Annotated in this window: 24 protein-coding genes; 13 read left to right on the forward strand and 11 right to left on the reverse strand. The window is 56.5% G+C overall.

Features of this window, described 5'->3' with window-relative positions; all coding sequences use genetic code 11:
• Window positions 1-196: 196 nt before the first annotated feature.
• Window positions 197-1,741, forward strand: coding sequence for a methyl-accepting chemotaxis protein (locus tag ACMGGP_RS00360; RefSeq protein WP_010252127.1), 1,545 nt, complete (start codon window positions 197-199; stop codon window positions 1,739-1,741).
• A 22-nt stretch (window positions 1,742-1,763) separates the two neighbouring features.
• On the opposite strand, the gene ACMGGP_RS00365 is transcribed toward ACMGGP_RS00360, so the two are convergent.
• Entirely contained in the window at window positions 1,764-2,729 is a 966-nt protein-coding gene (locus ACMGGP_RS00365) for an AraC family transcriptional regulator (RefSeq protein ID WP_033770846.1), read from the reverse strand.
• 105 nt (window positions 2,730-2,834) lie between these two features.
• Here ACMGGP_RS00365 and ACMGGP_RS00370 point away from each other — a divergent pair, with 105 nt between their 5' ends.
• The 3 genes from ACMGGP_RS00370 (at window position 2,835) to yncE (ending at window position 5,699) form a co-directional block, all read left to right on the forward strand.
• Complete coding sequence (locus tag ACMGGP_RS00370) at window positions 2,835-4,022, forward strand: MFS transporter (RefSeq protein WP_187500261.1); 1,188 nt, start codon at window positions 2,835-2,837, stop codon at window positions 4,020-4,022.
• 212 nt (window positions 4,023-4,234) lie between these two features.
• On the forward strand, window positions 4,235-4,444 hold the full coding sequence (locus ACMGGP_RS00375; protein ID WP_009092571.1) for a YdgH/BhsA/McbA family protein: 210 nt from the start codon (window positions 4,235-4,237) through the stop codon (window positions 4,442-4,444).
• A gap of 202 nt (window positions 4,445-4,646) precedes the next feature.
• Window positions 4,647-5,699 carry a 7-bladed beta-propeller protein YncE gene (gene yncE / locus ACMGGP_RS00380; protein ID WP_498798028.1) on the forward strand — a complete coding sequence of 351 codons (1,053 nt, stop codon included), beginning with the start codon at window positions 4,647-4,649 and terminating at the stop codon, window positions 5,697-5,699.
• Between the two features lie 122 nt (window positions 5,700-5,821).
• Here yncE and ACMGGP_RS00385 read toward each other — a convergent pair whose 3' ends face one another.
• From ACMGGP_RS00385 to sbmA, 3 genes are all read right to left on the reverse strand, one after another.
• Window positions 5,822-6,121 carry a helix-turn-helix domain-containing protein gene (locus tag ACMGGP_RS00385; protein ID WP_010252120.1) on the reverse strand — a complete coding sequence of 100 codons (300 nt, stop codon included), beginning with the start codon at window positions 6,119-6,121 and terminating at the stop codon, window positions 5,822-5,824.
• Window positions 6,121-6,474, reverse strand: coding sequence for a type II toxin-antitoxin system RelE/ParE family toxin (locus ACMGGP_RS00390; protein WP_010672045.1), 354 nt, complete (start codon window positions 6,472-6,474; stop codon window positions 6,121-6,123). Before ACMGGP_RS00390 ends, ACMGGP_RS00385 begins: the two co-directional genes overlap by 1 nt.
• A gap of 234 nt (window positions 6,475-6,708) precedes the next feature.
• A complete protein-coding gene (sbmA, locus tag ACMGGP_RS00395) occupies window positions 6,709-7,950 on the reverse strand; it encodes a peptide antibiotic transporter SbmA (RefSeq protein WP_010672044.1) in 1,242 nt (413 codons plus the stop codon).
• Between the two features lie 315 nt (window positions 7,951-8,265).
• Between sbmA and ACMGGP_RS00400 the strand changes: the two genes are divergently transcribed.
• From ACMGGP_RS00400 to ACMGGP_RS00410, 3 genes are read left to right on the forward strand one after another with little or no spacing between them, the layout of a single operon-like run.
• On the forward strand, window positions 8,266-8,961 hold the full coding sequence (locus tag ACMGGP_RS00400) for a gluconate 2-dehydrogenase subunit 3 family protein (RefSeq protein WP_498798029.1): 696 nt from the start codon (window positions 8,266-8,268) through the stop codon (window positions 8,959-8,961).
• Window positions 8,962-8,963: 2 nt separating this feature from the next.
• Entirely contained in the window at window positions 8,964-10,748 is a 1,785-nt protein-coding gene (locus ACMGGP_RS00405) for a GMC family oxidoreductase (protein ID WP_010252112.1), read from the forward strand.
• A gap of 10 nt (window positions 10,749-10,758) precedes the next feature.
• Window positions 10,759-12,069, forward strand: a complete 1,311-nt coding sequence (locus ACMGGP_RS00410) for a c-type cytochrome (protein ID WP_050679843.1) — start codon at window positions 10,759-10,761, stop codon at window positions 12,067-12,069.
• A 46-nt stretch (window positions 12,070-12,115) separates the two neighbouring features.
• On the opposite strand, the gene ACMGGP_RS00415 is transcribed toward ACMGGP_RS00410, so the two are convergent.
• The 4 genes from ACMGGP_RS00415 to ACMGGP_RS00430 all read right to left on the reverse strand — a co-directional run bounded on the left by ACMGGP_RS00415 (window position 12,116) and on the right by ACMGGP_RS00430 (window position 18,139).
• Window positions 12,116-13,525 carry an MFS transporter gene (locus tag ACMGGP_RS00415; protein WP_045140861.1) on the reverse strand — a complete coding sequence of 470 codons (1,410 nt, stop codon included), beginning with the start codon at window positions 13,523-13,525 and terminating at the stop codon, window positions 12,116-12,118.
• 182 nt (window positions 13,526-13,707) lie between these two features.
• On the reverse strand, window positions 13,708-15,225 hold the full coding sequence (gene abgT, locus ACMGGP_RS00420) for a p-aminobenzoyl-glutamate transporter (protein WP_010252101.1): 1,518 nt from the start codon (window positions 15,223-15,225) through the stop codon (window positions 13,708-13,710).
• A 161-nt stretch (window positions 15,226-15,386) separates the two neighbouring features.
• Complete coding sequence (locus tag ACMGGP_RS00425) at window positions 15,387-16,829, reverse strand: M20 family metallopeptidase (protein ID WP_498798030.1); 1,443 nt, start codon at window positions 16,827-16,829, stop codon at window positions 15,387-15,389.
• Window positions 16,826-18,139, reverse strand: coding sequence for a M20 family metallo-hydrolase (locus tag ACMGGP_RS00430; protein WP_498798031.1), 1,314 nt, complete (start codon window positions 18,137-18,139; stop codon window positions 16,826-16,828). The genes ACMGGP_RS00425 and ACMGGP_RS00430 overlap by 4 nt, the downstream gene beginning before the upstream one ends.
• Before the next feature lie 114 nt (window positions 18,140-18,253).
• Between ACMGGP_RS00430 and ACMGGP_RS00435 the strand changes: the two genes are divergently transcribed.
• Together ACMGGP_RS00435 and yjdN are read left to right on the forward strand one after the other, a co-directional pair.
• Window positions 18,254-19,150 (forward strand): LysR family transcriptional regulator, encoded by an 897-nt coding sequence (locus ACMGGP_RS00435; protein WP_031594163.1) that lies wholly within the window; start codon window positions 18,254-18,256, stop codon window positions 19,148-19,150.
• Window positions 19,151-19,225: 75 nt separating this feature from the next.
• Window positions 19,226-19,663: a VOC family metalloprotein YjdN gene (yjdN, locus tag ACMGGP_RS00440; protein ID WP_498798032.1), complete on the forward strand. Its 438-nt coding sequence runs from the start codon at window positions 19,226-19,228 to the stop codon at window positions 19,661-19,663.
• 96 nt (window positions 19,664-19,759) lie between these two features.
• On the opposite strand, the gene ACMGGP_RS00445 is transcribed toward yjdN, so the two are convergent.
• From ACMGGP_RS00445 to ACMGGP_RS00455, 3 genes are all read right to left on the reverse strand, one after another.
• The gene (locus tag ACMGGP_RS00445) at window positions 19,760-20,626 is read right to left on the reverse strand and encodes a nucleoside-specific channel-forming protein Tsx (protein ID WP_052271192.1); all 867 of its coding nucleotides are present in this window, start codon (window positions 20,624-20,626) and stop codon (window positions 19,760-19,762) included.
• A 279-nt stretch (window positions 20,627-20,905) separates the two neighbouring features.
• The gene (locus ACMGGP_RS00450; protein ID WP_010252088.1) at window positions 20,906-22,261 is read right to left on the reverse strand and encodes a sensor histidine kinase; all 1,356 of its coding nucleotides are present in this window, start codon (window positions 22,259-22,261) and stop codon (window positions 20,906-20,908) included.
• Window positions 22,258-22,917, reverse strand: coding sequence for a response regulator (locus ACMGGP_RS00455; RefSeq protein WP_498798033.1), 660 nt, complete (start codon window positions 22,915-22,917; stop codon window positions 22,258-22,260). Before ACMGGP_RS00455 ends, ACMGGP_RS00450 begins: the two co-directional genes overlap by 4 nt.
• Before the next feature lie 715 nt (window positions 22,918-23,632).
• Here ACMGGP_RS00455 and ACMGGP_RS00460 point away from each other — a divergent pair.
• The 4 genes from ACMGGP_RS00460 (at window position 23,633) to ACMGGP_RS00475 (ending at window position 26,099) form a co-directional block, all read left to right on the forward strand.
• On the forward strand, window positions 23,633-23,974 hold the full coding sequence (locus ACMGGP_RS00460) for a hypothetical protein (RefSeq protein ID WP_156311584.1): 342 nt from the start codon (window positions 23,633-23,635) through the stop codon (window positions 23,972-23,974).
• A gap of 36 nt (window positions 23,975-24,010) precedes the next feature.
• Entirely contained in the window at window positions 24,011-24,229 is a 219-nt protein-coding gene (locus tag ACMGGP_RS00465) for a hypothetical protein (RefSeq protein WP_144340872.1), read from the forward strand.
• Between the two features lie 434 nt (window positions 24,230-24,663).
• Window positions 24,664-25,032 carry a helix-turn-helix domain-containing protein gene (locus ACMGGP_RS00470; RefSeq protein ID WP_009092546.1) on the forward strand — a complete coding sequence of 123 codons (369 nt, stop codon included), beginning with the start codon at window positions 24,664-24,666 and terminating at the stop codon, window positions 25,030-25,032.
• A gap of 170 nt (window positions 25,033-25,202) precedes the next feature.
• Window positions 25,203-26,099, forward strand: a complete 897-nt coding sequence (locus tag ACMGGP_RS00475; protein WP_122889195.1) for a LysR family transcriptional regulator — start codon at window positions 25,203-25,205, stop codon at window positions 26,097-26,099.
• Window positions 26,100-26,117 lie beyond the last annotated feature (18 nt).

A 26,117-nucleotide genomic window follows, 5' to 3' on the forward strand; every position in this document is an offset into this window, starting at 1 on the left:
GATGGATAATCAACCAAAAATGTGAAAGCCGCTACAAAGCGGCTTTATTATTGCCACTAATTTAACTTAAACGCTAAAGAGTAGGCAGAAGCATGCCGAAAACATAAAAAAAGGTAATCGTTATCTCTCAGCCCACAGTTTTCATGCCGACACTCAGACCGTCGCGTGCAGGACGTCGGGTCTCCAAGGACTTTTGATGCGTAACAACCAGCCTGTCTCTCAGCGTGAATATCTGTTCGACGATAATGCGACACTGATGTCGACCACCGATCTTAACAGCCACATCACCTACGCTAACGACGCGTTTATTGAGGCGAGCGGCTTCACCGCCGACGAGATCAACGGCCAGCCGCATAACATGGTGCGTCATCCCGATATGCCATCAGAAGCGTTTGCCGACATGTGGGCGACGCTGAAACAGGGTGAGCCCTGGACGGCACTGGTCAAGAACCGCCGTAAAAATGGCGATCACTACTGGGTGCGGGCCAACGCCATTCCGGTAGTACGCGACGGTAAAGTGCAGGGCTACATGTCGGTGCGCACCAAACCCACGGCAGAGGAAGTGCGTCAGACTGAGGTGCTCTATCAGGATTTTCGTGAAGGGCGCGCCAGAGGGCGACGTTTTCACAAAGGCCTGCTGGTTCGCAGCGGCTGGCGTCGTCCCGCCTCAATCCTGAAGACGCTGCCCCTTCGCTGGCGGATCCGCACAACGCTGCTGACGTTACTGCCCCTCTCGGTGGCGGGCGTCTGGGCGCTGGGCATGACGCCCGCGGCACTGGCAGGCTTTACCGCGGGAATGGCTGCGCTGCTTCTGCTCTGCAGCCTGTGGCTGGAGCAGCAGATTTCACGCCCTATTGAGCGGATGTGCAAACAGGCGCTGAGCGTGGCAACCGGTGCCAGCCATAAAGTGGAGCAGATGGACCGCGTTGATGAGGTGGGTGTGACGCTGCGCGCCATCGGTCAGCTCGGATTGATGTTCCGCTGGCTGGTGGATGACGTCAGCGGCCAGGCGATCAACGTGCTGAGCGCCAGCGACGCCATCGCCCGCAGCAACAACGAACTCAGCCGCCGTACCGAACAGGCGGCTGCCAACGTGCAGCAGACTGCGGCCACCATGAACGAAATGACCGCCACGGTGAAGAGCAACACTGAAACTGCGCATGAGGCGAATACCCTCTCAGCCGGCACCAGCCACGCTGCCAGCAAAGGCGGCGAGGTGATGACCGAAATGATGGGCATGATGGGCGAAATTGCTGACAGTTCAAAGCGGATTGCCAATATTACCAGCGTTATCGACGGGATTGCGTTCCAGACCAATATCCTGGCACTGAACGCCGCCGTGGAAGCGGCGCGGGCCGGTGAGCAGGGCAAAGGCTTTGCGGTGGTCGCCGGAGAAGTGCGCAGCCTGGCGCAGCGCAGCGCCAAAGCCGCGAGCGAAATCAAAATGCTGGTTGAAACCAGCGCCAGCCGGGTCAACTCGGGCAATGAGCACGCCAGCGCGGCAGGCCGCACGATGCAGGATATCGTGTCGCAGGTGCAGAATGTCACCGCACTGATCGCCCAGATCAGCGCCGCCACGGCCGAACAGGCGACCGCGCTCAGCGAAGTCAGTTCAGCGGTGGAAGATCTTGATGATATCACCCACCAGAACGCCGCCCGCGTGACAGAAAGCGCCGAGGCTTCAGGTCGCATGACCCATCAGGCTAACCGTCTGGTCGAAGCGATCAGCGTCTTTCGTTAAGAGAAGAGATTCAGCGGCCCGGTTAAGAGGCCAGCGCCTGCGTGCCGTCGCGTCCGGCACGCAGTGCGCCTGGTGACTGACCGACAATCCGTTTAAAGGCGCGACTGAATGCCGCAATCGAGCCGTAGCCGAGATGATAAGCCACGGCTTCCACCGCTTCACCGTTGTTCACAATCCGCTGCACCGCCAGCCGCATCCGCAACTCCGTCAGATAGCGCAGCGGTGTCATGCCGGTGGCATTGAGAAACCGTCCGGCAAACACTGAGCGCGAACAGCCTGCCACGCTGGCCAGCCGCGCCACCGTCCAGTTTTCTCCTGGCTCCCGATGCATCGCAGCAATCGCCTGACTCAGACGTGGATCGCGCATCGCCTGCACCAGCCCACTGCGCTCGCCGCAGCCGTTCTCTACCCAGCCGCGCACAATCAGCGCGGCAACCACGTCTGCCAGACGCGACAGAATACCGGCGAATCCCGCCTGGCGGGTGAGCGACTCCCGCTCCATCGCCGCCAGAATCGGCTGAATCTCCGGGTATTGCGACAGCAGAGTACTCACCAGCATCACATCGGGCATGGTATTGATCAGCGGCTGCATGCCGCCGAGCTCAAACGCCATGCAGGCGCTGAATAACAGCACGCTGTGCTCGTCATCACAGGCATCTTCCGGGGCTGCAATGGCGCAGACGCTGTCGCAGAGCGGCTTGCTCGCCATGTTCTTAATACACTGGCAGCTCGCCTCCTCACTGGAGATCAGGCTGTGGGGTTTGCCGTGCGGCACCAGCAGCGCATCGCCGCTGTTGAGCTGAAACACCTCGCCGGAGGCACTGCGCACCATCAGTGAGCCGCGTCCGACAAAGTGGAACTGCGCCCGGCCCGGCGCGTGATCATAACGCAGCCCAAACGGCGCGCTCACTGCGATACGCTGATAGTTCACGCCATAGAGGCGCATCCCCATCAGCAGCTCACTGGTCAGATCTCCATAGTGGCTCATGTGATTCCAGACGAATTATCAAAAATGAAGGTGTAAGCATCATAGATCGTCCTGACGCGTCGCTCTATGCTCACACTCACTTTTTTTATCTTCCGGAGAAGCAGCATGAGTCTGACAACCGAAGTGGCTGATGAGGTTTCCTCGCCGACCCGTCCCGCGTGGGGCGCGGTATTTGCTATGGCATTTGGGGTGTTCAGCCTCATCACCGCCGAATTTTTACCCGTGAGTCTGCTGACGCCGATGGCCCACAGCCTCGGCGTATCCGAAGGCCAGGCGGGACAGACCGTCACCATCACCGCGCTGGTGGCGCTGTTTACCAGTCTGGTCACCGGCAGCGTCACGCGGCGCATCGACCGCCGCATCGTCATGCTGGTGTTTTCGTTGTTGCTGATCGCGTCGGCACTGATGGTGGCGTTTGCGGCTGACCTGACGGTGATCCTGCTGGCGCGGGTGCTGCTGGGTATGGCCATTGGCGGCTTCTGGACACTCTCAACCGCCATCACCATGCGGCTGGTTCCCACCGATCAGGTGCCGCGTGCGCTCTCTATCGTCTTCAGCGGTATCTCGCTGGCGACGATTATCGCTACGCCACTGGGCAGCTATCTCGGCGGACTGGTGGGCTGGCGCAACATCTTTATGCTGACTGCCGGACTGGGTGCGGTGGCGCTGCTGTGGCAGTTCTTTACCCTGCCCGCCATGCCGGCAGAGAACAAAGCCCGCAACGGCGGGGTGCTGGCGCTGCTGCGTATTGGTGTGATGCGCTGGGGAATGCTGGCGGTAATCATGATGTTTACCGGTCACTTTGCCTTCTTTACCTATCTGCGTCCATTTCTGGAAAGCGTTGCGCAGCTCAACCTCAATCAGCTGTCGCTGGTGCTGCTGGCCTTTGGTGTGGCGAACTTCTTTGGCACCTCGCTGGCCGGTTTCCTGGTCACCCGCAGCGTATCACTGACCCTGAGTGGCATGGCGCTGTTGATGAGTGTCATCGCGCTGCTGCTGGTAAGCTTTGGCGATGTCAGCTGGATGGTAGGCGCAGGCGTGGCGATCTGGGGTATGGCGTTTGGTTCGATGCCAACCGGCTGGTCAACCTGGATTTCGCGCGCGGTGCCGGATGATGCGGAGTCGGGCGGCGGTTTACTGGTTGCCACCATCCAGCTGGCGATTACTGTCGGTGCAGCTGCGGGTGGCTGGATGTTTGACCTGCGCGGCGCAGGCGGTGTGTTCGTTGCCAGCGGAGTGCTGATGCTGCTGGCCGCGCTGACCATCTTCACCCGGGTACGACATCACGGTTAAATTCTCAAGGGCAGCAATATATGCTGCCTTTTTTAATGGGAGTAGATTATTAACCTTTTGAGTGATAACTGTGCGAAATGTGCTTTTTATCATCAATTTTACTGAACGAGTTAAGCAAAACCCTCCGCTTTTTACTGATCAACTTCCGGACTAATATATCTATCAACAAGGCAGAACGCCTTACCTGATAAAAATTAACCGAGGAATTGACCATGAAATCTATCAAAACTTTTGCAGCTGTTATCGCGCTTTCTGTTCTGCCATTCGCTAGCTTCGCCCAATCTGTGACCGCCATCGACTCTACGCTGGATGGTGCTGAAGCGAAAATCGCTGCGCAGGCTCAGGAAGCTGGTGCTTCATATAAAATCACTGAAGCTTACACCAACAACGGCGTTCACATGACCGCTGAGCTGCTGAAATAAATTAAGTTTTACCCTCTTGTGCTGACAGGACGCCTTTGGGCGTCCTGGCGGCGTTTATCCGCTAATAATCCTGTCCCTTTCCCCCCGAAATAATTATTATTCTCAAAAACAATTCTGCATCTGACTGCTGGTCAGCTGTTTCTGGTTGCAATGTCGGGCTTTCTTTTCACTGCGTTTGCAGTGGATTAACTATGGAGAAGTTATGAAAGCGATTACCAATACGTGCCGGACCCTGCGTCCGCTGTTACTGGCTACGGCCCTATTCTCTGCCTCAGGATGGCTGGCGGTGCAGGCTGAAGATCTTAATCAGGCCGTGGGTAAAGGCGTCTATGAACTGGCAGTCAGCCCGAAAGATAACGCGCTGTTCGTGGCGACAGCGCAGAACAGCAGCGGTGACGGCGGCACAGTTTTCCGTCTCGACCCGGCTAAGCTGGCGGTACAGCAGTCGATCAACACGGATCTGAAATCTTTCGGCGCGGCGATCAACCCGCAAACCAACGTGCTCTACATCGGCAACACCGTAAACGGCTCGGTTACGGCCATTGACGCCAGCAGCGGCAAAGTGCTCAACACGCTGGTGCTGGATAGCCGTAAGCGCAGTGAGACAGTGCGCCCATTGCAGCCGCGTCAGGTGGCGGTTGATGCTAAAACTAACCGGGTTTATATCACCGGGCTGGGACCGCAAAGCGTGGTCTGGGTGGTGGATGGCAGCACGCTGAAGCTTGTCAGTACCATCCCGAATACCGGTAAAATGGGCACCGGCCTGGCGGTAGATTCAGACGCGCAGAAGGTCTACGTCACCAACGGTGATGGCGAACTGGTGACGATCAATGCGCGCACCAATGCCATTGAGAAAAAGCAGAATATTGACGGAGATAAAGAGCACTTCTTCCTGAACATCGCGCTGGATACGCGCGGTCAGCGCGCCTTCCTGACAGATTCAAAGCAGGCGCAGGTGCTGGTGGTTGATCTGCGTAATCAGCAGGTGATTCAGCGGATTGATGTGCCGGAATCGCTGGCGGTGCTGTTTAATGGTGATCGCGATGAGCTTTATGTCACCCATCGCAAAGCGGGTGAAGTCAGCATCATCGACGCCAGCAGCTATAAGGTGAAGCGCACGGTAAAAACCCCGGCGCTGCCTAACAGTCTGGCGCTCTCGGCAGACGGCAAGGTGCTTTATGTCAGCGTGAAACAGCCTGGCTCGCGTAAGGCGCCGCCAAAAAATCCTGACAGCGTGATGCGTATTGCACTGTAAGGCGTGACGTCCCGGGCACTGCTGTGTTGAAGCTGTTTTACATCCGGTCTTTGTAAACGAGAAAGCCACTCTGACGAGTGGCTTTTTTATTTAAACAGAATCGCTTTCGCCGTTTTGAGGGTTCAGATGCGAAAGGCCACTCTTTTTCCGGTCGGAAGTTCCACATCAAGACTGAGTTTTCCGCCCATTGCTTCGACATAGCGTTTCAGCGTGGCAACCTTAATCTCATTTCCGCGTTGCTCAATCTGAGCAACGGCAGGCTGACGCACGCCCATGGCCTCGGCGAGCGTCTTTTGTGATAACTGAAGCTCTTCGCGAATCATCTGAAGCCCGACTTCCAGAATCATTTCATCAGACATTTTTTTGATTCGCGCCTGACTCTCAGGGGAGAAGTCGGCGATAACATCATCCAGGGTTCTCATTAATTATTTCCCTTCTCCTGTTCAGCCAGCCAGGCTGAAAATTCATCGTCAGCGATGCGTATCATTCGGATATAAAAACGTTTGTCATGACTCTTATCTCCGGCACATAACACAATAGCCTGGCGGACAGGGTCAAATGCATAAAATGCCCGGATTGGCTTTCCTGAAAACTGTACGCGGAGTTCTTTCATATTCCTGTACTGCGAGCCCTTGAGAGTATCAGCATAAGGGCGAGGCAAATCAGGGCCGTATACTTTTAACTTTCCCAGATCCGCTAACATTTTTTCCTGCAGGGCTTCTTCCTGCTCACTTAGCCAGCTTTCAAAGCGCGGGCTCAGGAGTACGGTCCACATGACATACTTCCTTGTATATATTCCGTCATACAGGGTACAGATTATAAGCTACAGCTTATAAATTCAAGCCAGAGAACACGCATGACGGCTGATTTAAGCATTAAAAAAGCCCGCTTTCGCGGGCCAGGAGCAGCACATCTCTGCTGTTACAGGAGTCCTGCAGGTTCTTTGCGGGATGATCCGTGGCTGAGGAGAGTGGGGTGGAAATCGACCCGTGCCGCCATCCTTAAGTAGTTACACCTCTTCCGACGCTTCGCGCATCATCTCATCGTGCGGAACATCATCCAGAATCTGCTCAAAGCTGCGCAGACGCTTATAGATCGACATCAGTTCGATCAGCGTCGACCAGGAGGCGATCAGATACTGGAACGAGCCGCGCACCTGATCAAACACGTTGGTGATCTGGTTGAGTAAGCCCAGCGTGATGGTGCCCGCCACAATGGATGGAAACAGCAGGAACAGACCAAACACGTTATCAACCTGCAGATAGAGAATGCGGGTGATGTTGAAGTAGAGATAGTGAAAGTAGAGACGGAAGTAGTTAACCCGCACCCGACTGAACAACTCCTGAACCGTCTGCGGTGTGGCACGATCGGCATTGTCTTCGCCGTAGACCAGTTCTTTACGGTAGGCGGCTTCAACCCGCTGATTGCGGAACTCCAGCCCCGGCAGCTTAATCCCTACCAGCGCCAGCAAGCCAGTACCAAACACTGACCAGAGCACAGCGGCAATCACCAGTGCGTAAGGAATATTGCCGAGGATGGGAATATCTTTCACGTGATGGGAGAGCGCGACCAGCACCGGTAAAAACGCCACCAGCGTCATAATCGCCTGAATAAAACTGACACCCCAGTTTTCCAGCGTGGTCGCAAACCGCATGGTGTCTTCCTGCACACGCTGTGCAGCACCTTCGACATGACGCAGACGCTGCCAGTTGTGCATGTAGTAGTTATTCATGGCGCTACGCCAGCGGAAAACCCAGTGGCTGATAAAGAAGGAGTTGAGTACGCCAATCACCACTGCGATTAATGCGATGCCGAGAAAAGAGAAAACCTCATGGTAAAACTCCGCAATCTGCACCGATCCCGCTTTGGTTAACGCTTTCTGAATCAGATCATAAAACGGTCCATACCAGGCGTTAATGGCCACTCCGACCTGCACGCCAAACCAGGTAACAAAGATGATCAGCGCGGAGCCCCAGACTGACCAGCGTTGCCATGGATGCGCATCAATCAACCGCCAGGCCCCGGCAAAAATGGCTACCATGATCCAGTAATAGAGGTAGAACCAGAGCTGACTCACGGCGATAAAACGCGCTGCCGTCGTCGGCAGGGGCTGTTTCATTGCTGTTTCAAAGGTGGGCCAGATGCCGGGCAGATGCGCGGCAAAGCCGAACCAGGCAAAAATCGCTACTAAGCTCCAGACAGCCGCAGAGCTGAAAAACAGCGCTGGCCGCGGAAAAAAAGACTTAAACATAGGCACTCCGCTGTTGTGTGTTGCCTGTTATAACGTTTTTGACGGGTCGCTGTCTGTAGTCTGTTGTTTCTGCTAATGACAGGAGGGGGATAGATGTTAATGAAATTGTGCGGTTTTGTTTCCTGGAACTAAATCTTTGTGAATGGCAGTGTTACAATAGGTTGTTTGTTACCGGTAACAAACAGGCTCCTGGCCTGTATCTGCTGATAAAAACCATTACAACGCAACCACCTATTTTTTTCATACCGCCGGTCAGCGCGGGAATGAGGCAATGTCATGTCAGAACAAAAAAAGGGTCATTCACGCAGGGATTTTTTGCTGAAGACAATCACCCTGGCGCCTGCAATGGCGGTAGGTTCCACAGCGATGGGTGCACTCTCCCTGCCGCTGGCCACACAGGCGGCTGAAACCCCGGCCACGCCACAGCAGGCGCGCGACTACCAGCCGAACTGGTTCACCGCCGAAGAGTTTGCTTTTATTACCGCCGCCGTGGCACGGCTTATCCCCAGCGATGAACGCGGGCCTGGTGCGCTGGAAGCGGGCGTGCCTGAGTTTATCGATCGTCAGATGAATACGCCGTATGCCACGGGGTCGAACTGGTATATGCAGGGGCCGTTTAACCCAGACCTGCCGAAAGAGCTGGGCTATCAGCTGCCGCTGGTGCCACAGCAGATCTACCGCCTCGGTCTGGCCGATGCCGATAATTACAGCAAAAAGCAGCACGGCAAGGTGTTCGCCCAGCTCAGTGGCGAGCAGCAGGATGCCTTACTGCAGGCGATGGAAAATGGCAGTGCTGAATTCAGCCAGCTGCCGGCAAAAGTCTTCTTTAGTTTCCTGTTGCAGAATACCCGTGAAGGCTTCTTCAGCGATCCTATACACGGCGGGAATCAGGGCATGGTCGGCTGGAAGCTGATTAACTTCCCTGGCGCACGCGCCGACTTTATGGACTGGGTAGAGCGCGGCGAACGTTATCCGTTCCCGTCAGTGTCGATTCGCGGGGAGAGAAGCTAAGCATGGCAAACGAAATGAAAAAAGTGGATGCGGTGATTGTCGGCTTCGGCTGGGCGGGTGCCATTATGGCGAAAGAGCTGACCGAAGCGGGCCTGAACGTGCTGGCGCTGGAGCGCGGACCGCATCGTGATACCTATCCCGATGGCTCCTATCCGCAGTCCATTGATGAGCTGACTTATAACGTCCGCAAAAAGCTTTTCCAGGATCTCTCCAAAAGCACCGTGACCATTCGTCATGATGCGTCGCAGACCGCAGTGCCCTATCGTCAGCTGGCGGCGTTTCTGCCCGGCACCGGCACCGGTGGCGCGGGTCTTCACTGGTCCGGCGTCCATTTCCGTGTCGATCCGGTTGAGTTGCGGATGCGCAGCCATTACGAAGAGCGCTACGGCAAGAACTTCATTCCGGAAGGCATGACGATTCAGGATTTTGGCGTCAGCTACGATGAGCTGGAGCCGTTCTTCGACAAAGCGGAAAAGGTTTTTGGCACCTCAGGCAGCGCCTGGAGTATCAAAGGCAAAGTGGTCGGCAAAGATACAGGCGGCAACCCGTTTGCACCCGATCGCTCAGATAACTTCCCGCTGCCCGCGCAGAAGCGCACTTACTCGGCGCAGCTGTTTGCTCAGGCGGCAGAGTCGGTCGGCTATCACCCTTACGATCTGCCGTCCGCCAATACCTCGGGTCCGTATACCAACACCTACGGCGCACAGATGGGGCCGTGCAACTTCTGCGGTTACTGCAGCGGCTACGCCTGCTACATGTATTCCAAGGCGTCGCCTAACGTCAATATCCTGCCTGCGCTGCGTCAGGAGCCGAAGTTTGAGCTGCGCAATAACTCTTATGTGCTGCGGGTCAATCTCAGCGATGACAAAACGCGTGCGACCGGCGTGACCTATGTGGATGGGCAGGGCCGCGAGCAGATTCAGCCCGCTGACCTGGTGATCCTCTCCGCCTTCCAGTTCCACAATGTTCACCTGATGCTGCTGTCGGGCATCGGCAAACCCTACAACCCGATTACCAACGAAGGGACCGTAGGTCGCAACTTCGCCTATCAGAACCTCTCTACGCTGAAGGCGCTGTTTGATAAGAACACCACCACTAATCCGTTTATCGGTGCGGGTGGCGCAGGCGTTGCGGTTGATGATTTCAACGCGGATAACTTCGACCACGGGCCGCTGGGCTTTGTTGGTGGTTCACCATTCTGGGTTAACCAGGCGGGCACCAAACCGATCTCCGGCCTGCCGGTGCCGGCGGGTACGCCCAACTGGGGCAGCAAATGGAAAGCGGCGGTGGCGGATACCTACACCCATCATCTGTCGATGGATGCGCACGGCGCCCACCAGTCTTATCGCGCCAACTACCTTGATCTCGATCCCAACTACAAAGATGCCTATGGACAGCCGCTGCTGCGCATGACCTTTGACTGGCAGGAGAACGACATCAAAATGGCGCAGTTCATGGTCGGCAAGATGCGCAATATCGCGGAAGCGATGAATCCGAAGATGATCATCGGCGGCGCGAAAAAGCCTGGCACCCATTTCGACTCCACGGTTTATCAGACTACCCACATCAGTGGCGGGGCGATCATGGGCGACGATCCAAAAACCAGTGCGGTTAACCGTTATCTGCAAAGCTGGGATGTGCCGAATGTGTTTGTACCGGGCGCATCGGCTTTCCCGCAGGGACTGGGCTACAACCCGACCGGCATGGTGGCGGCGCTGACCTACTGGTCAGCTAAAGCGATTCGCGAACACTACCTGAAAAACCCAGGCCCACTGGTGCAGGCATAAGGACATGGCGATGAAAAATGGCATTCTGGCTCTGATTCTTGGCTCCCTGACGTTCGCCGCCCTGGCGGAGAGCAGCCAGGACGATCTGGTTAAACGGGGTGAGTATCTGGCGCGAGCCGGTGACTGTGTGGCCTGCCACACCAGCAAAGGCGGCGCGGCCTTTGCCGGTGGGCTGCCGATGGCAACACCGATTGGCACCATCTACTCCACCAACATTACGCCCGATCCCGCGACTGGCATTGGCGAATACAGCTACGACGACTTCCAGAAAGCGGTGCGTCAGGGCGTGGCGAAAAATGGCGATACGCTCTATCCGGCGATGCCATATCCCTCTTATGCAGTGGTCAGCGATGAAGACATGAAGGCGCTTTACGCCTACTTCATGCATGGCGTCGCGCCGGTCGGGCAGCCAAACCGGGAGAGCGACATTCCCTGGCCGCTGTCGATGCGCTGGCCGCTGGCGATCTGGCGCGGGATTTTTGCGCCCGACGTGAAAGCGTTCCAGCCTGCAGCCCAGGAAGATCCGGTGCTGGCACGTGGTCGCTATCTGGTAGAAGGACTGGGTCACTGCGGGGCCTGTCACACGCCGCGCAGCATCACGATGCAGGAGAAGGCGCTGACCAACAATGAGGGCAGCGACTATCTGGCGGGTAGCAGCGCACCGATTGATGGCTGGACCGCCAGCAATCTGCGTGGTGACAACCGCGATGGACTGGGTCGCTGGAGCGAAGAGGACCTGCGTCAGTTCCTGCGTTATGGCCGCAACGATCAGACCGCTGCTTTTGGTGGCATGACCGACGTGGTGGAACACAGCCTGCAGCACCTGAGCGAGTCCGATATCACGGCGATTGCGCGCTATCTGAAGTCGCTGGGCGCGAAAGATTCGCATCAGGCAGCCTTCAGCGTCGATGACGCTACCGCCAAAGCGTTGTGGAAAGGTGACGACAGTGCGAGGGGTGCAGCCACCTACGTCGACAGCTGTGCGGCGTGCCATAAAACCGATGGCAGCGGCTATAAACGTTTCTATCCGGCGCTGCGCGGTAATCCGGTGGTGCTGGCGGACGATCCGACCTCACTGATCCATATCGTGCTGGTGGGCGGACAGTTGCCTGGCGTAAATGGCGCGCCGTCGACCATTACTATGCCAGCATTTGGCTGGCGTCTTGACGATCAGCAGGTGGCGGACGTGGTAAACTTCGTGCGTAACAGCTGGGGCAACAAGGCGTCGGAGCCAGTCAGCGCGAAACAGGTCGCTGAGCTGCGTAAAGATGAGAAAGATCGGCTGGGCAGTGCAGATATCCGGGTACTGGAAGGCAAATAATCGGCAGTAAAAAAGGCCGTCATCATCAGGATGACGGCCTTTTCTTTTAGATATTCTCCAGATCGATACCGCGCGTTTTCGGCCCATAAATCCCTACCGACAGCATCACCATCACCATGCTCAGCACGATAAAGGTAATCACGCCTGGCGTACCGGCATACTGCAGGATCACCCCAATCAAAATACTGCTGAATACCGTAGAGAGACGGCTGAAGGAGTAGCAGAAGCCGACCGCCCGCGCCCGAATATGGGTCGGGAAAATCTCGGTCTGATAGGCGTGGAAGCTGAAGGTCAGCCAGGCGTTGGACCAGGTGATCAGGAAGCCGCAGAGAATCAGCAATACCGGCTGCGTCTGGAAGGCGAACAGCGTGCCGAACACCACCGTCATCAGCGACGACAGGACAATCTGCCACTTATTCTCCAGCTTATCGGCGTAGCGGCTACAGATCAGCGATCCCAGCGGATAGGCCAGCGTGATGAAGAAGGCATAAAGCAAACTGTGCGTCACCGTGGCACCGCGGCCTGACAGCAGCGCAGGCAGCCAGTTACCAAAGCCGAAAAAGCCGATCGCCTGGAAAAAATTCATCACCACCAGCATCAGGGTGCGCTTGCGGTAAGCGGGTGACCAGATCTCGCTGAAGCGCCCCCGTTTTGGCAGCTGCACCGCGGCGTCATCGGCTGAAAAAGCGGGTCCTGCCGGGATGCCGCAGCGTTGCTCCATCGTGGACAGCACCTGATGCGCCTCGTGATGACGACCCTGCTGCGCCAGCCAGCGCGCCGACTCCGGCAGGTTCCTGCGCACCAGCCAGATCACCAGCGAACAGACCGCGCCCGCAATGACCACCCAGCGCCAGCCTTCAAGGCTGAACAGCGTTTGCGGAATCAGCCACCACGACATCAGCGCCACGGCCGGCACCGATAAAAACTGCACGAAAAAGGAGAAGGCAAAGGCGCGGCTGCGCAGATGGGTCGGCACCCATTCCGACAGATAGGTGTCGATGGTCACCAGCTCGACGCCCAGCCCGATCCCTACCAGAAAGCGGAACAGAATAATCATCTCTGCGCTCTGCTGGAACGCCATCAGCAGCGAAAACAGCCCGTACCACAGCAGCGCACACATAAAGGTGAGACGGCGACCAAAGCGGTCAGCGTAGGGTGCCAGCAGGCTGGCACCAAAAAACAGACCGAGAAAAGTGGCTGAGGCGAAGGCCGCCTGATCGGAGAAGCCCAGCACGCCTGCCGCACCCGTGTGAAATACGCCCGCCGACAGCAGGCCGGTACTGATATAGCCGGTTTCAAACAGGTCATAAAGCTCAAAAAAGCCGCCTAGCGCCAGCAGCGTAATAAAGCGCCACAATCCGGCGGAGGAGGGCAGCGCATCAACACGAGCGGCTAAGCTGTTACGGGCCGCCGATGAAGCGTGCATCGGTGGCAGGCTGGTGGAGGAGGTGGTCATGTCAGCGTGAACCTCTGGCAGTGTGGAGACGACTCGCAGCCGGTCGGAGGCTTATTAAAATAGTTAACCGTTAGCAAGCGAAGAAATAGCAGAATAGTCAATTCATCCGCCGTTGCCGAGAGGGTCGTTGCTGACTATTTAGCAACGTACGTTGCAGGTTTTGCCATCCGTGGCACTCAGCTTTACGGCAGTTTCGGCCAGACGCCTGGCCCGATCGGCAGACCCAGCAGATACCACACCAGCAGCAGCGCTATCCAGCTGATAAAGAACACCAGCGGATAGGGGAAGATCAGCACGTAATAGGTGCCGAGCTGCGCATCTTTCTGGTAACGCTGCAAAAAGGCGAGAAACAGCGGCAGAAACGGCGACATCGGTGCCAGCGGCAGCACGGCGGAGTCGGCGATGCGGAAAATCATCTGGGCAAAGGCGGGATGGAAGCCGAGCAGCATAAACATCGGCACAAAGACCGGCGCCAGAATCGACCAGATGGCTGAGCCGCTGGCGATAAACATGCAGAGAAACGCCGACAGGAACATCAGGCCAAGAAAAGCGGGCGCGCCGCTGACGCCTGCGCTCTCCAGCACATCAGTCAGCCCGATCGCCATGAATTTGCCCATGTTGCTCCAGTTGAAGAACGCCACGAACTGCGACAGCGGAAACACCATCACGATAAAACCCGCCATGCCCTTCATCGGATCGACCAGCAACTGCGGGATATCATCCGGACGGCGGATCTGTCGGGTGACCACGCCATAAGCAATCGCCACCACAAAGAAGAACAGAATGATGATCGGCACAATGCCCTGAATAAAAGGCGAGGGAATAATGGCGCCGGTGGCGGGATTGCGCAGCGGTGCATTTTCCGGCACCACCAGCAGCGCCATCAGGGCGATAAACAGCAGCGCGGCGATCCCGGCAGCCCGCAGACCGCGGTTCTCAAGCGGCGTCAGCGCCGCCAGCTTCTCGCCGTTGCCCTGCCACTTTGGCAGTCGCGGCTCGACAAATTTATCGGTCAGCAGCGCGCCCACAATTGTCAGCACAATCACCGACGTGGCCATAAAGAACCAGTTATCGATGACGCTGACATGCACCGTGTCGCTGACCGCTTTAGCCGCTTCAGTGCTGATGCCCGAGAGCAGCACATCGGTGGTGACAATCAGCAGGTTGGCGGTAAAGCCGGAGGCCACACCGGCAATGGCGGCCAGCAGGCCCGCCACCGGATGACGGCCCACCGCCAGAAAGATTAGTGCGCCCAGCGGCGGCATCACTACCAGCGCGGCATCCGAGGAGATATGGCTGAAAAAGGCGATAAACAGCACCATGTAGCTGGCATAACGGCGGCTGACGCGTGACGCCATCTTCACCATCAGCGACTGGAGCAGGCCGACCTTTTCCGCCAGTCCGGCACCAATCACCAGCGCCAGAATCGATCCCAGCGGGGTAAAGCTGCTGAAATTTTTGATGATATTTGGCAGGATCCACTGAATGCCTGCGACGCTCAGCAGGTTATTCACCCGCACGATTTCGCCGTTGCTCGGATTCTTCACCGCCAGATCCAGCGCGCTGATAATGGCGGTCGCCACCATCAGCACCACGATCAGATAGACAAACAGTAAAAACGGGTTGGGGACTTTATTCCCCACGCGCTCGATCCAGCTGAAGAGCCGGCCAGGACTGCGGTTCTCTGATGTTGCTTCCATGGTATTGGTTCTCGTCTTGTGTCCCTTTTATCGGCGGTAGCAAGGCCTGACGCCGGTCGCGTTGTGCGACAGGCGGTGAGTTCAGTTCCGGCACCGCTGAATCGGGGAAGTGTTTGCAATATTTTTTTATAGTGGTCCGCGTCAGAGACACGGCCGTTGGCTCATTCGGCCAGTTTTGTTGGTGTGATCCCCGCCGGGATCGGGCAGTGATAGGGCTGCGCGGCGCGTACCCGATCAAACTCGGCCCGGCAGCCAGCCAGCGCCTGCCGATCCGTTAACAGCGTTAACACCGTGGCCGCCATCACTTTGCCCGCCAGAAACATCCCCTTATGCCCGATACTGGTGCGGCCCTGCGCCACCAGTTGCCAGGTGTGCAACGGCGTGCCGAAGGTAAAGCAGGGCGCAAAACACTGTGCTGTCGGCGTCACCCAGCTGACATCGCCGACGTCGGTGGAGCCATAAAGCAGATCACGTGTGACCGCATAGGGCGCGACCTCATCCATAAACAGCTTGTCACCCAGTTGTTCAACCCAGGCGTGACCGGCTTCACCACCGGTTCGGGCGGCATTGAGCCGGGCATTGCGCAGATCGTCATCAGTGAGCGTGGTACGCAGTTCAGCCGCAAACGCGCGTTCTTCGTCGCTGTAGTCGGGCAAACCAAACTGATGCAAATAACGCTCCATGACCGCTTCCAGCGCGCGATTCGGCACATAATCCGAGCAGGCTTTGTCAAAACGTACGGTCAGCGTGGTGTCGGTCATCAGCGCTGCCCCCCTGGCGATATTGATCACCCGTTCATAAATCGCCTGCGCCTGTGGCAGTTCCGGGGCGCGGATCAGGTAGAGCACCTCCGCATCGGCCTGCACCACGTTCGGCGATACACCGCCGCTGTTGGTGATGGCGTAGTGCAGACGCGCCTCCTGGACGATATGCTCGCGCAGAAAGTTGGCCCCGGTATTCATCAGCGTGACGGCATCCAGGGCGCTTCGACCCAGATGGGGAGAATTGGCCGCGTGCGCCGCAACGCCTTTGAAGCTGAACGCCGCCTGAATATTGGCGAGGGTGCGCAGATTGAACATGCCGCTGAACCCCTCCGGATGCCAGGTCACGGCGGCATCAACGTCGTCAAACAGCCCTTCGCGCACCATAAAAGTCTTGCCCGAACCGCCTTCTTCGCCAGGGCAGCCGTAAAAGCGAACCGTGCCACCCGTGTGATGCTGTTCCATCCAGGCTTTCACGGCGCAGGCCGCCGCAACACCTGCCGTGCCGAGCAGGTTGTGACCGCAGCCGTGTCCGTTGCCGTTGGCTTCCAGCGGTTGTGGCCGGGCGCAGCCCGCCTGCTGACTCAGGCCCGCCAGCGCATCGAATTCGCCAAGGATGGCAATCACCGGCTTGCCGCTGCCCGCACTGGCGATAAACGCCGTATCGATGCCACCCACGCCGCGTTCCACTCTGAATCCCTCTTCTGCCAGCGCATCAGAAAGCAGGGCTGACGAGCGGGTTTCGGCAAAGCGGGTCTCCGGTGTGTCCCAGATGGCGTCACTGAGCGTGCTGAAACGAAGCTGATGACGAGCGATATAGTCGGCAATAAAGTCTTCCATCATCGAGAGCCCCCATACTGCGCCTGGTTCAGCGCCAGCGTCGCCAGCAGCGTGATGGCGTCCGGCATCACCCGCTCATCAAAGTCGAATTTCGCATTGTGGTGACCTGCCGCCAGCTCACAGCCAAAAATGACGTAAGAGGCCTGACCGCCGCGCTGCTTTACCCGTTCCATCATGTAGGTCGCATCTTCTGAACCCGCCGCCTGCGCTTTACGATCGACCACGGAGTTGAAGATACCGAGCGCGTCCGCCTGCTGATGGATGAAATCAACCCATGGCTGCGTCGGGGTACAGCTGCGCGCGGCCCCCATCAGCGAGACCCGCTGCTCAACGCCATACATCGCCGCCGCACCGGCAATCACCCGCAGCGCCTGCTGATAAATATCGTCATTAACCTGATTGGTCACGCCACGGGTTTCGACTTTCAGCAGGGCGCAGTCGGCTACCACGTTGCGGCCGGTTCCCGCCTGCAGCACGCCCACGTTGACCCGTGCCACGCCGCCGCTGTGCTGGGTTAAACCATGCAGCGCCAGCGTTGCCTGTGCGGCGGCCAGCAGGGCATTGCGCCCCTCTTCAGGACGACCGCCCGCATGGGCACCGACGCCGGTAAAGTGAACATCCAGCTTGGTAGTGGCGAGGAAGCTGTCGCTGCCGCACACCACTTCGCCTGCCGGCACGCCGGTGCCGATATGAATGGCGGTGAAGCGATCAACGTCATCGACCACGCCCGCCGCCACCATCGCTTTTGCGCCGCGCACACCCTCTTCGGCGGGCTGGAAGATCAGTTTAATCGTGCCGCTGAGCTGATCTTTCATCGCCATCAGCACCGAGGCGAGACCCAGCCCGATGGTGGTGTGGCCGTCATGTCCGCAGGCGTGCATCATGCCTGCGTTGCAGGAGGCGAACCCTTCACGCTGCGGCAGATGATCGTCAGCCTGGCTCTCGTTGAGATCCAGGGCATCCATATCGACGCGGAAGCCCATCACCGGGCCAGGACGGCCGGTCTCAAGCGTTGCCACGATGCCGCAGAATCCGCCGGAGAAGTGGCTGATCCACTGCGGCAGCGCGCCCTGTTGCAGCGCGCGCGCTTCCTGCTGCTTCAGCACCGCCTCGTCGGGCAAGCCCATCCGCGCTTCGGCGTCGATGACCTCACGGCCCAGCTTCAGTTGATAACCGAGCTTATGCAGCTCTTCAGCGACTAAGGTGGCGGTGCGGAACTCCAGCCAGCCCGATTCGGCATAGTGATGGAAGTCGCGACGCCACTGTTGCAGCTGTGGCAGCCGGGCGCTGACGTGGTCTGAAAGGGGGTTCATCGGCTCTCTCCTCGGTGTTGATTTTTTATGCACTGTTCCGAATCTACACAATGGTATTGACCGGCATAAGATGCGAATATCTTGTGACTGATAAACAACGGTTATCGCAAAATTATGTCTGCCAATCTCAAGCTCCATCAGCTGCGCGCCTTCGTTGACGTGGCGCGACAGGGCAGTATCCGGGCGGCAAGCCGTCTTTCCGGGCTGTCACAACCGGCGTTAACCAAAGCGATTCAGGAACTGGAGCGCGAGCTGGGGGCAAAGCTGTTTATCCGCCGTCAGCAGGGCGTAGTGTTAACCGATATCGGTGATAACTTTTTTCGGCATGCCAGCCTGGTGCTGGCAGAGCTGCGGGTCGCCGAAGAGGATATCCAGCAGCGGCTGGGACTGGGTGGCGGTCAGGTGAATATCGGCGTCGGTGGCAGCGTGGCGCGCACCATTATGCCGCAGGTGATTAACCAGTTTCATCGCGAATACCCGCTGGTAAAGGTGCGCATCGTCGAAGGCCAGCTGGTGTCGATGGTGCATGAACTGCGCCAGGGCGCGCTCGATTTCACCATTAATACCTACGATCAGAGCCATCTCGATCAGGAGCTGATGTATGAGCGGATGATGGAGCGCGAGTACAAGGTGGTGGTGCGCAAAGGCCATCCGCTGGAAAAGGCGCGTTCTCTGGCGGAGTTACAGCAGGCGGACTGGACGATGCCAACGCCTAAAGGCAGTTACTACCGCTTGTTGCACGATCTGTTTGGCGAGCGCGGCATGGCCCCGAAAATCGTGGTGACCTGTGAAACCTTTATGGCCTGCACCAGCCTGGTGGCGCAAAGCGATTTCATCAGTATTCTGTCGGTCGACGTCATTGACGACCCGATTCTGGGTCGGTCGCTGGTGGCGCTGATGCTCGACGAACCCCTGCCGAAAGCGATTTTCTATCTGATCCAGCGCAAAGACACGACGCTGACCCCAATGAGCAGTTATATGGCACAACTCTTTCGCCGTTATTGCCAGTAAAATCAGCGAGTAAAGTCGATCGTCTACACTGTTAAGGTACTGAAAAAAATCCACCCGACAAATATAGAGGTTACGATGCAAGTCAGTCCTTATCTGTTTCTCTATGGCCGTTGCGAAGAGGCTATCGACTTTTACCTGCAGGCGACCGGGGGAGAGTTGCTCTCTAAAATGAAATTCGGTGATATGCCGGATCAGGGTGAGCAGGTCGGCGATCAGTCTGCCGCGCCGCAGCCGCCAGAAAAGATCATGCATGCCCAGCTGCGTATTGGTGACGGTGAGCTGATGCTGAGCGATGGCAACACCGATCAGCCGCCAGCGTCTGAGCATGCCGGTTACGCGGTCAGTCTCTCAACTACCGATGTCGAAAAGGGTAAAGTCTGGTTTGAGAAACTGTCGGCAGGCGGCAAGGTGACAACTGAGTGGCAGGAGACGTTCTGGTCGAACGGATTCGCGATGTTCATTGATAAGTTCAACATTCCGTGGCGCATCAATGTCGAGAAGCCGCAGGAATAATCGGGCCAGTCGGCGTCGCAATTTGCGGCGCCGTATTAATTAATGGCAACTGCCCGGATTAAAGCGCGGCGGCGCTATTCAGGCCGCCGCACGTAATCAGAAGTTATAACCCGCCACCAGGTAGTAACCCCAGCCAGTCGATTTCACTTCAAACGGCCCGTTGCCGAAATTCTGTTCCTGTCCATCCGCCCACTGTCCGCCGTTGTGGAAGTAACGCGCCACCGCAGAGAAGTGCCAGTGATCGTAACCCAGTGACAGAATGTGGCTGGAGGCGATGGAGTTGCTGGTGCGTGATGAACCGCCTTTATCGCGGAGATCGGAACCCCAGTCGAAGTTGGTGAAGCCCACATAGCCCAGATTGCCGCCCCACAGCGTGGTGATTGGCACGAAGTATTTCACCTTGAAGCGATAGCCATCCCAGCTGTTTTCATTCGCCGCACCGTAGTTTTCCCACTGATATTTGGCGTAGACGTTCAGCGACAGGCCGACATCGCTGTGCGTATCGATATCGGTGCCCAGACCCATATACCAGGTGTTCTGGCGGCTATCGCTGTTGCGGCCCATGTCGTAGATGTAGTTGTTAGCGAAATACCACTCTTTGAACGGACCAAAGGCCAGGCTGGTGCCGGTCAGTTTGTCGATAGAGAAGCGCGGCTCAATCTCCATAAACATCGGTGAACCGTGATCAAAAATGCCGTTGGCGTTGCTGTTGCCTGCGCCGAAGAAGTTGGTCAGGTCGAGGTAGCCATAAAAATCGAACCAGTCCTTCTTCGCAAACGCTTCATATTCCAGATAAACGTCGTTGTTAAACTGCGGTCCGAAACGGGTGTGGTAGCTGCCTACCACGTTAACGCTCTGATGCCACCAGTCGGAGACATACTGCGGATCGCTTTCAGCGGCCTGCGCAGCGCCACTCAATGAACATGCCAGCACGGCACCTGCTATCAACGTTTTAAATTTCATTATTATCAGCCACATGCTTTTGACCGCCGCACAGCAGACGCAGTCAGAGAGAAATCGGTCCCTTGATGGGAATGAGGGTTTCACAGCAAATAACAGCCAGTTCTTCAGCCCGCGTAGCGTGCCTGTAACAGATCGATAGAAAATAGATTTTGCTCACGTTTGTCAAAAAGTGTTGCATTACAATTCAGCTAAAATGTGATGCGCTTCACAATAATGACCAGGATCGAACGGAACCAGGCAACCGTTTACGTTGTCTGGTTCGTGATCAAACGGGCGGGATCAGGGAAGGGTGACGCGAACCTGCAAACCACAAATGGCACCCTGTGGCGTCAGGCAATTGGAAAGGGCGACGTGAATCTGATGCTTCTGTGCGACGTTGCGCACAATGGATAATCCCAGTCCGCTGCCCTGGGCTTTAACGTCAGGCGAACGGGTAAAACGGTCAAACGCGCGTTCGATAAAGGATTCCGGCATGCCTGGCCCGTTATCGACAATATCGACCACTGTTTTACCTGCGACCCGATGCAGCAGCACATCGACCAGGCTGCCCTCCGGCGTGTGCAACATGGCGTTACCAATCAGGTTATCGAACAGGCTGCGCAGCTCGGAACGGCTGGCCTGCAGACGATACTGCGTGGAGCCATTAAAGCCGATATCGATGCCGCGTTTATCTGCCACCACCATCAGCTGCTCAATGCTCTCTTTCAGCAGATCGTCCAGTTCGATATGCTCGACGCTGGCGACCACGCTCTGGTCATCCTGACGCGAGACATTAAGTAACTGCGTGACCAGATGACGGGTGCGTGTGACGCCCGCTTCCAGCTGGCTGAACTGCCGGCTCGCTTCGCCTGGCTGGATATGCTGACGCAGGTTTTCCAGCTGCAAGGTCACCGCTGTTACCGGCGTGCGTAGCTCATGCGCCGCATCTTCCAGGAACTGACGCTGCGACGACCAGGCCTCACGCAGCTTACTCAGCAGCGAGTTATAGGCGGCCACCAGCGGCAGGATCTCATCCGGCAAGCCTTCGGGTGAGACATTGTGCGGATGGTGCGTCTCCTGCGCGGCAATCTGACGCGAAGCGACCTGCAGATCCCGGGTGATCTTGCGCACCACCAGCCAGATCACCAGCAGTGACAGCGGCATCATCAGGATCAATGGAATGATCGCTGACAGCGCCCGTTTGACCATCAATGCCTTCATGTAGCTGAGGTTGTGCATCACCTGGATGGTTTTGATCTCGCTGCCAGGTAAGCCGGGCCGGGTATAGATGCGCCATTCGCAGTCGTCGCACTGACCCACATGCACGTCGCGATAGCCGCGTTGATTTTGCAGCGGAGCCTGCAGCTCCGGCCATGAGCTGGCCCGTAACTGGCCCCGATCGTCCCACAGTTGCACCACAAAGGCGCTCTTCGCCTTGTCAGGCGCAATAAGCATCGGCATCAGGGCGGGCATCTGTTTATTAGTGGACCAGGCATCAGCGATTTTTGCCAGCTGATCGTCCTTCATGGTGCCAACCATATCGCCATAGCAGCTGAAGAAATACCAGGTGACGCCACCGATCATCAGCAGATGAATAATCAGCAGCGTAGAGAGTAATTTGTTGCGTAATGAACGCATAAAGGTGAAGGGTTTCATATTGCCGGTACCCGCCAGCCCAGCCCGCGCACATTGCGGATCACGTCGTTATCCAGCTTGCGGCGCATCCCGTGGATCAGGACATCCACCGCGTTGCTGCTGACTTCATCGCCCCAGCCATAGATGCGATTTTCCAGCTGCTCGCGCGACAGAATAGCGCCTGGCCGCTCCAGCAGGGCGTAGAGCAGGGCATATTCGCGCGCCGTAAGCTGCTCGCGCTGTCCTTTGTAGAGCACTTCGCGGGTCATCATATCCAGCTGCACATCGCCGCTGCCCAGCACCGAGTCTGCTGCGCCGTGACTACGTCGGGTAATCGCGCGCATCCGGGCCATAACTTCCTGTAAATCGAACGGTTTAAGCAGGTAGTCGTCAGCGCCGCTGTCAAGTCCCTGAATCCGCTGCGCCACCGAGTCGCGTGCGGTAAGAATCAGCACCGGCGTGGCGTCGCCGCGCCCGCGCGCCCGGCGCAGTACCTGCAGGCCATCATCGCGCGGTAAGCCGAGATCGAGCAGCACGCAGCTGTAGCCGCCTTCGCTCCAGGCATTCTGGGCATAGATGCCATCACGCACCCAGTCCACCGACCAGCCCGCGCCCTCCAGTGCCTGCTGCAGGTTCGCGCCGATCATTTCATCATCTTCAACCAGTAACACGCGCATGGCTGATCTCCTTCATAAAGATAGGGAGAGAGTTTACTCACCAATTGTTAGGCCAGAATTATCCGCCGTCATACTTCGCACTGTGGCGGCGTTGGCTGCTTTTGCTCACCCCAGTCACTGACTTATGTCAGCTCCCGGGGACTCGCGCATTTGCCGCCTTGCCACAGCACGGATTATTTTGGCGGACTACTGCCGTCATACTTCGCGCTGTGACGGCGTTGGCTGTATCAACAGTCCTCTATCAGAACTCTATCCGCATTTTTCATATTAAACGAGAGTAAAACTACTGGCCTCAGTGTAAAATTTTGACGCTTTCATGATTAAATAAACACAATCCTGAACAAACGTGAAGGATGCCATTTCACCCTTATATTAATAATCCACGTTAAAAATAATTGTTATTCGATACACGTTTCAGTTTCGGTTATTCAACCATTTGTAGATAAATGTTAAAACTATGCAATGAAAATTAACTCTAAGAATAAATTGTGTTTGATGTCACAAAATTACGTAAATATTAAGATTATTTCAATGTGACCAGACAAAAAATATCGCATAACAGCCTGTTGTTTCCATTAATCTATTTGATATGAATTGTTTTTTTCTAAATCACAACAGGGATGATAACTATTTGCTCATGGAAAATTCAATTGATATAAACGTGCTGGCAACAGAGGTTGCTATCAATAGATAAAGAACAGAAGGAGTTTGTTAAATGAAGATCTTAGAACATAATCAATTGCTTTTAGTCACTGGTGCAAGCGGTGCATATGATCCTGCTTATGCCGGAGCGTCTTCTCATGCTAGCCAGCATGGTAATAAGTCGGGTGGTTCCAGTAATCTATTTGGGCCGAGTAATGGCGTAGTACAGGTCGTGGCAGCTCATCCTGAAATTGCGGGCTGCCTCAATGGTATTCTCGGCGGGATGATTGGTGGTTCAGCAGGTGGTCCGGGCTCAGCTGTGGCAAGTGCCATTGGTGGTGGTATTGGTTCATGTTTTAATAATTCTGGAAACAGCAATGCTGGGAATAATTTTGGTGGTCAATGTACCTGGTGAAGTTAGTCTCCATGACTAATGACAGCTGAGGGTCTTATGCAAAAAATAGTCTGCTATCTATCTATATTAATCAGCATATTAGTAGGCGCAATGTTTTTGAGTGGCGCAGGCGTCTCCTATGTAGGCTGGTATGCTATGCCAGAAAACGCATCAAAAATGGTGGTTACAATCGCTACATTGGCTACGTTTGTTAAAGCTGCTATTTCTTTGTGTTCACGGTTTTTCAGTGCATCTGGCAGCGGTAAAAAAAGTTAAGCGTGGATATTAAATCTGCAGGGGCTTCGGCCCCTATTTTTATTTAATAAAATCAGTAAAACAGGAGGCTAATACATGTCACCTGGAACTATAAATGGTTAAACAGCGATGCTTTGACAGGGTTTGCTCAGAAATGGAGGATTTGTGTGTGGGGCAAAGATTTATTGATAACGTAAACGTTTAGATGCGACCAGGAACTAATCACCACATCACTTCCCACACAAAAGATGCTCCCGGCTGACTAAGTTTTTTAAAAATCCCACTTCTTTTCAACAGCAATCTCACTTTAGAATTTCCCTCCAAAGCCCCGCTGGCCGCGCGATTCCGCCTCCGTTTCCGCCGTTGCTAATTCTGCGCTAATTTTCTGCTAATTAAGGGATAAATTTTAGCAGGTAGAGTGGCTCCACTGCACATCAGCATCAACAGGAGGAACCATGAATCAGCGCGAGTTTATTCGGAGTTTGCTGGACTGGATTGAGAACAACTTAGGACACGATCTGCATCTGGATGAGGTGGCGCGCCGCTCGGGCTATTCGCGCTGGCATCTGCAACGGCTGTTTCGCCAGCATACCGGCTTTTCACTGGCAGAATATATCCGTCAGCGCCGTTTAACCGAGTCTGCGCTCACGTTGCTGAGCAGCAACGAAGCGATACTGCAGGTGGCGATGAACTATGGCTTTGATACCCAGCAGGCCTATACCCGCACGTTTAAAAACTACTTTATGGTGACGCCTGGCCAGTTGCGCCGTCAGCGTCGCGTCGAGCCGGATCGGCTGCTATTCCCTCTGGCGATGGCCAGCTGATGCCTGATAAGACCTTCCCGTCACAGCCTGCGGACGGGAAGGTCGGCCCGCGCTTTGCGCTTCTCTCCACTTGTTCTTCGCCTCGCCTTTTTTTGCCCATCAGCCACAGTGACCCCGCCCGGACGTGTTAGTTTGTTGCCAGCATCCCTTTACTGTCGGAGTCGGGAAACATGGAAAACGGCGCGAATTTAACCGCCATGTTGGTATTTGCACGGGTTGTGGAATTACAGAGTTTCAGTGAGGCGGCACGCGCACTCGGCTTGTCCAAATCCCATGTCAGCCGGGAGATCGCCCGTCTGGAGCTGCGGCTCGGTATCCGGCTGCTGCAACGCACCACCCGGCGGCTGGCGCTGACCGAGCTGGGCCAGGCGTACTATCCCTACTGTGTGCGGATGCTGGCCGAAGTGCAGCGCGCCGAAGCCTTTGTGCAGCAGGTGCATCAGCAGCCCGCCGGCCATGTCAGGCTGCAGGCACCCGTTACGTTTGGCTGCCAGTGCGTAGTCCCTGTCCTTAACCGCTTTCTGCGTCGGCATCTGCATATCAATGTCGATCTTGATCTGACCGATCGCAGTCACGATCGGCTGGATGATCAGGCGGATCTGGCGATTGTGATCCGATCCCGATCGCCACAGCAGGGCAATTTTCGGGTACTGAGCGAAATCGAGTGGGGGCTCTATGCCGCGCCCGCCTACCTGGCGCAGCGACCCGCCATCACGCATCCTGAGATGCTGCCACGCCACGACCTGCTGATGTTTCATGGTCCGGCGCACACCGCCGCACTGCCGTTCCGCCGTGATAAACAGCGGCTGGCACTGGATGTACGTAGCCGTTTTCGCGCCAATAACAGCATGGCGCTGCTCAATGCGGCACTGGCAGGGAGCGGCATCGCCTATCTGCCCTCCTACATGGCCCAGGAGGCGATGGCGCGCGGGGATATTCAGCAACTGCTGCCGGAGTGGCAGATGGATCGTCTGCAAAGTTATCTGCTGCTGCACGACACGCCTGAACCGGCCTCGCCCGTGACGCTGCTGTGCGATGCCCTGGTTGCGGCGCTGAATACAGGCTGATTGTTGCCTGCTGACAAC

Source organism: Curtobacterium sp. BNK-1 (assembly GCF_048685235.1).
GTDB classification, from domain to species: Bacteria; Pseudomonadota; Gammaproteobacteria; order Enterobacterales; family Enterobacteriaceae; genus Pantoea; species Pantoea agglomerans.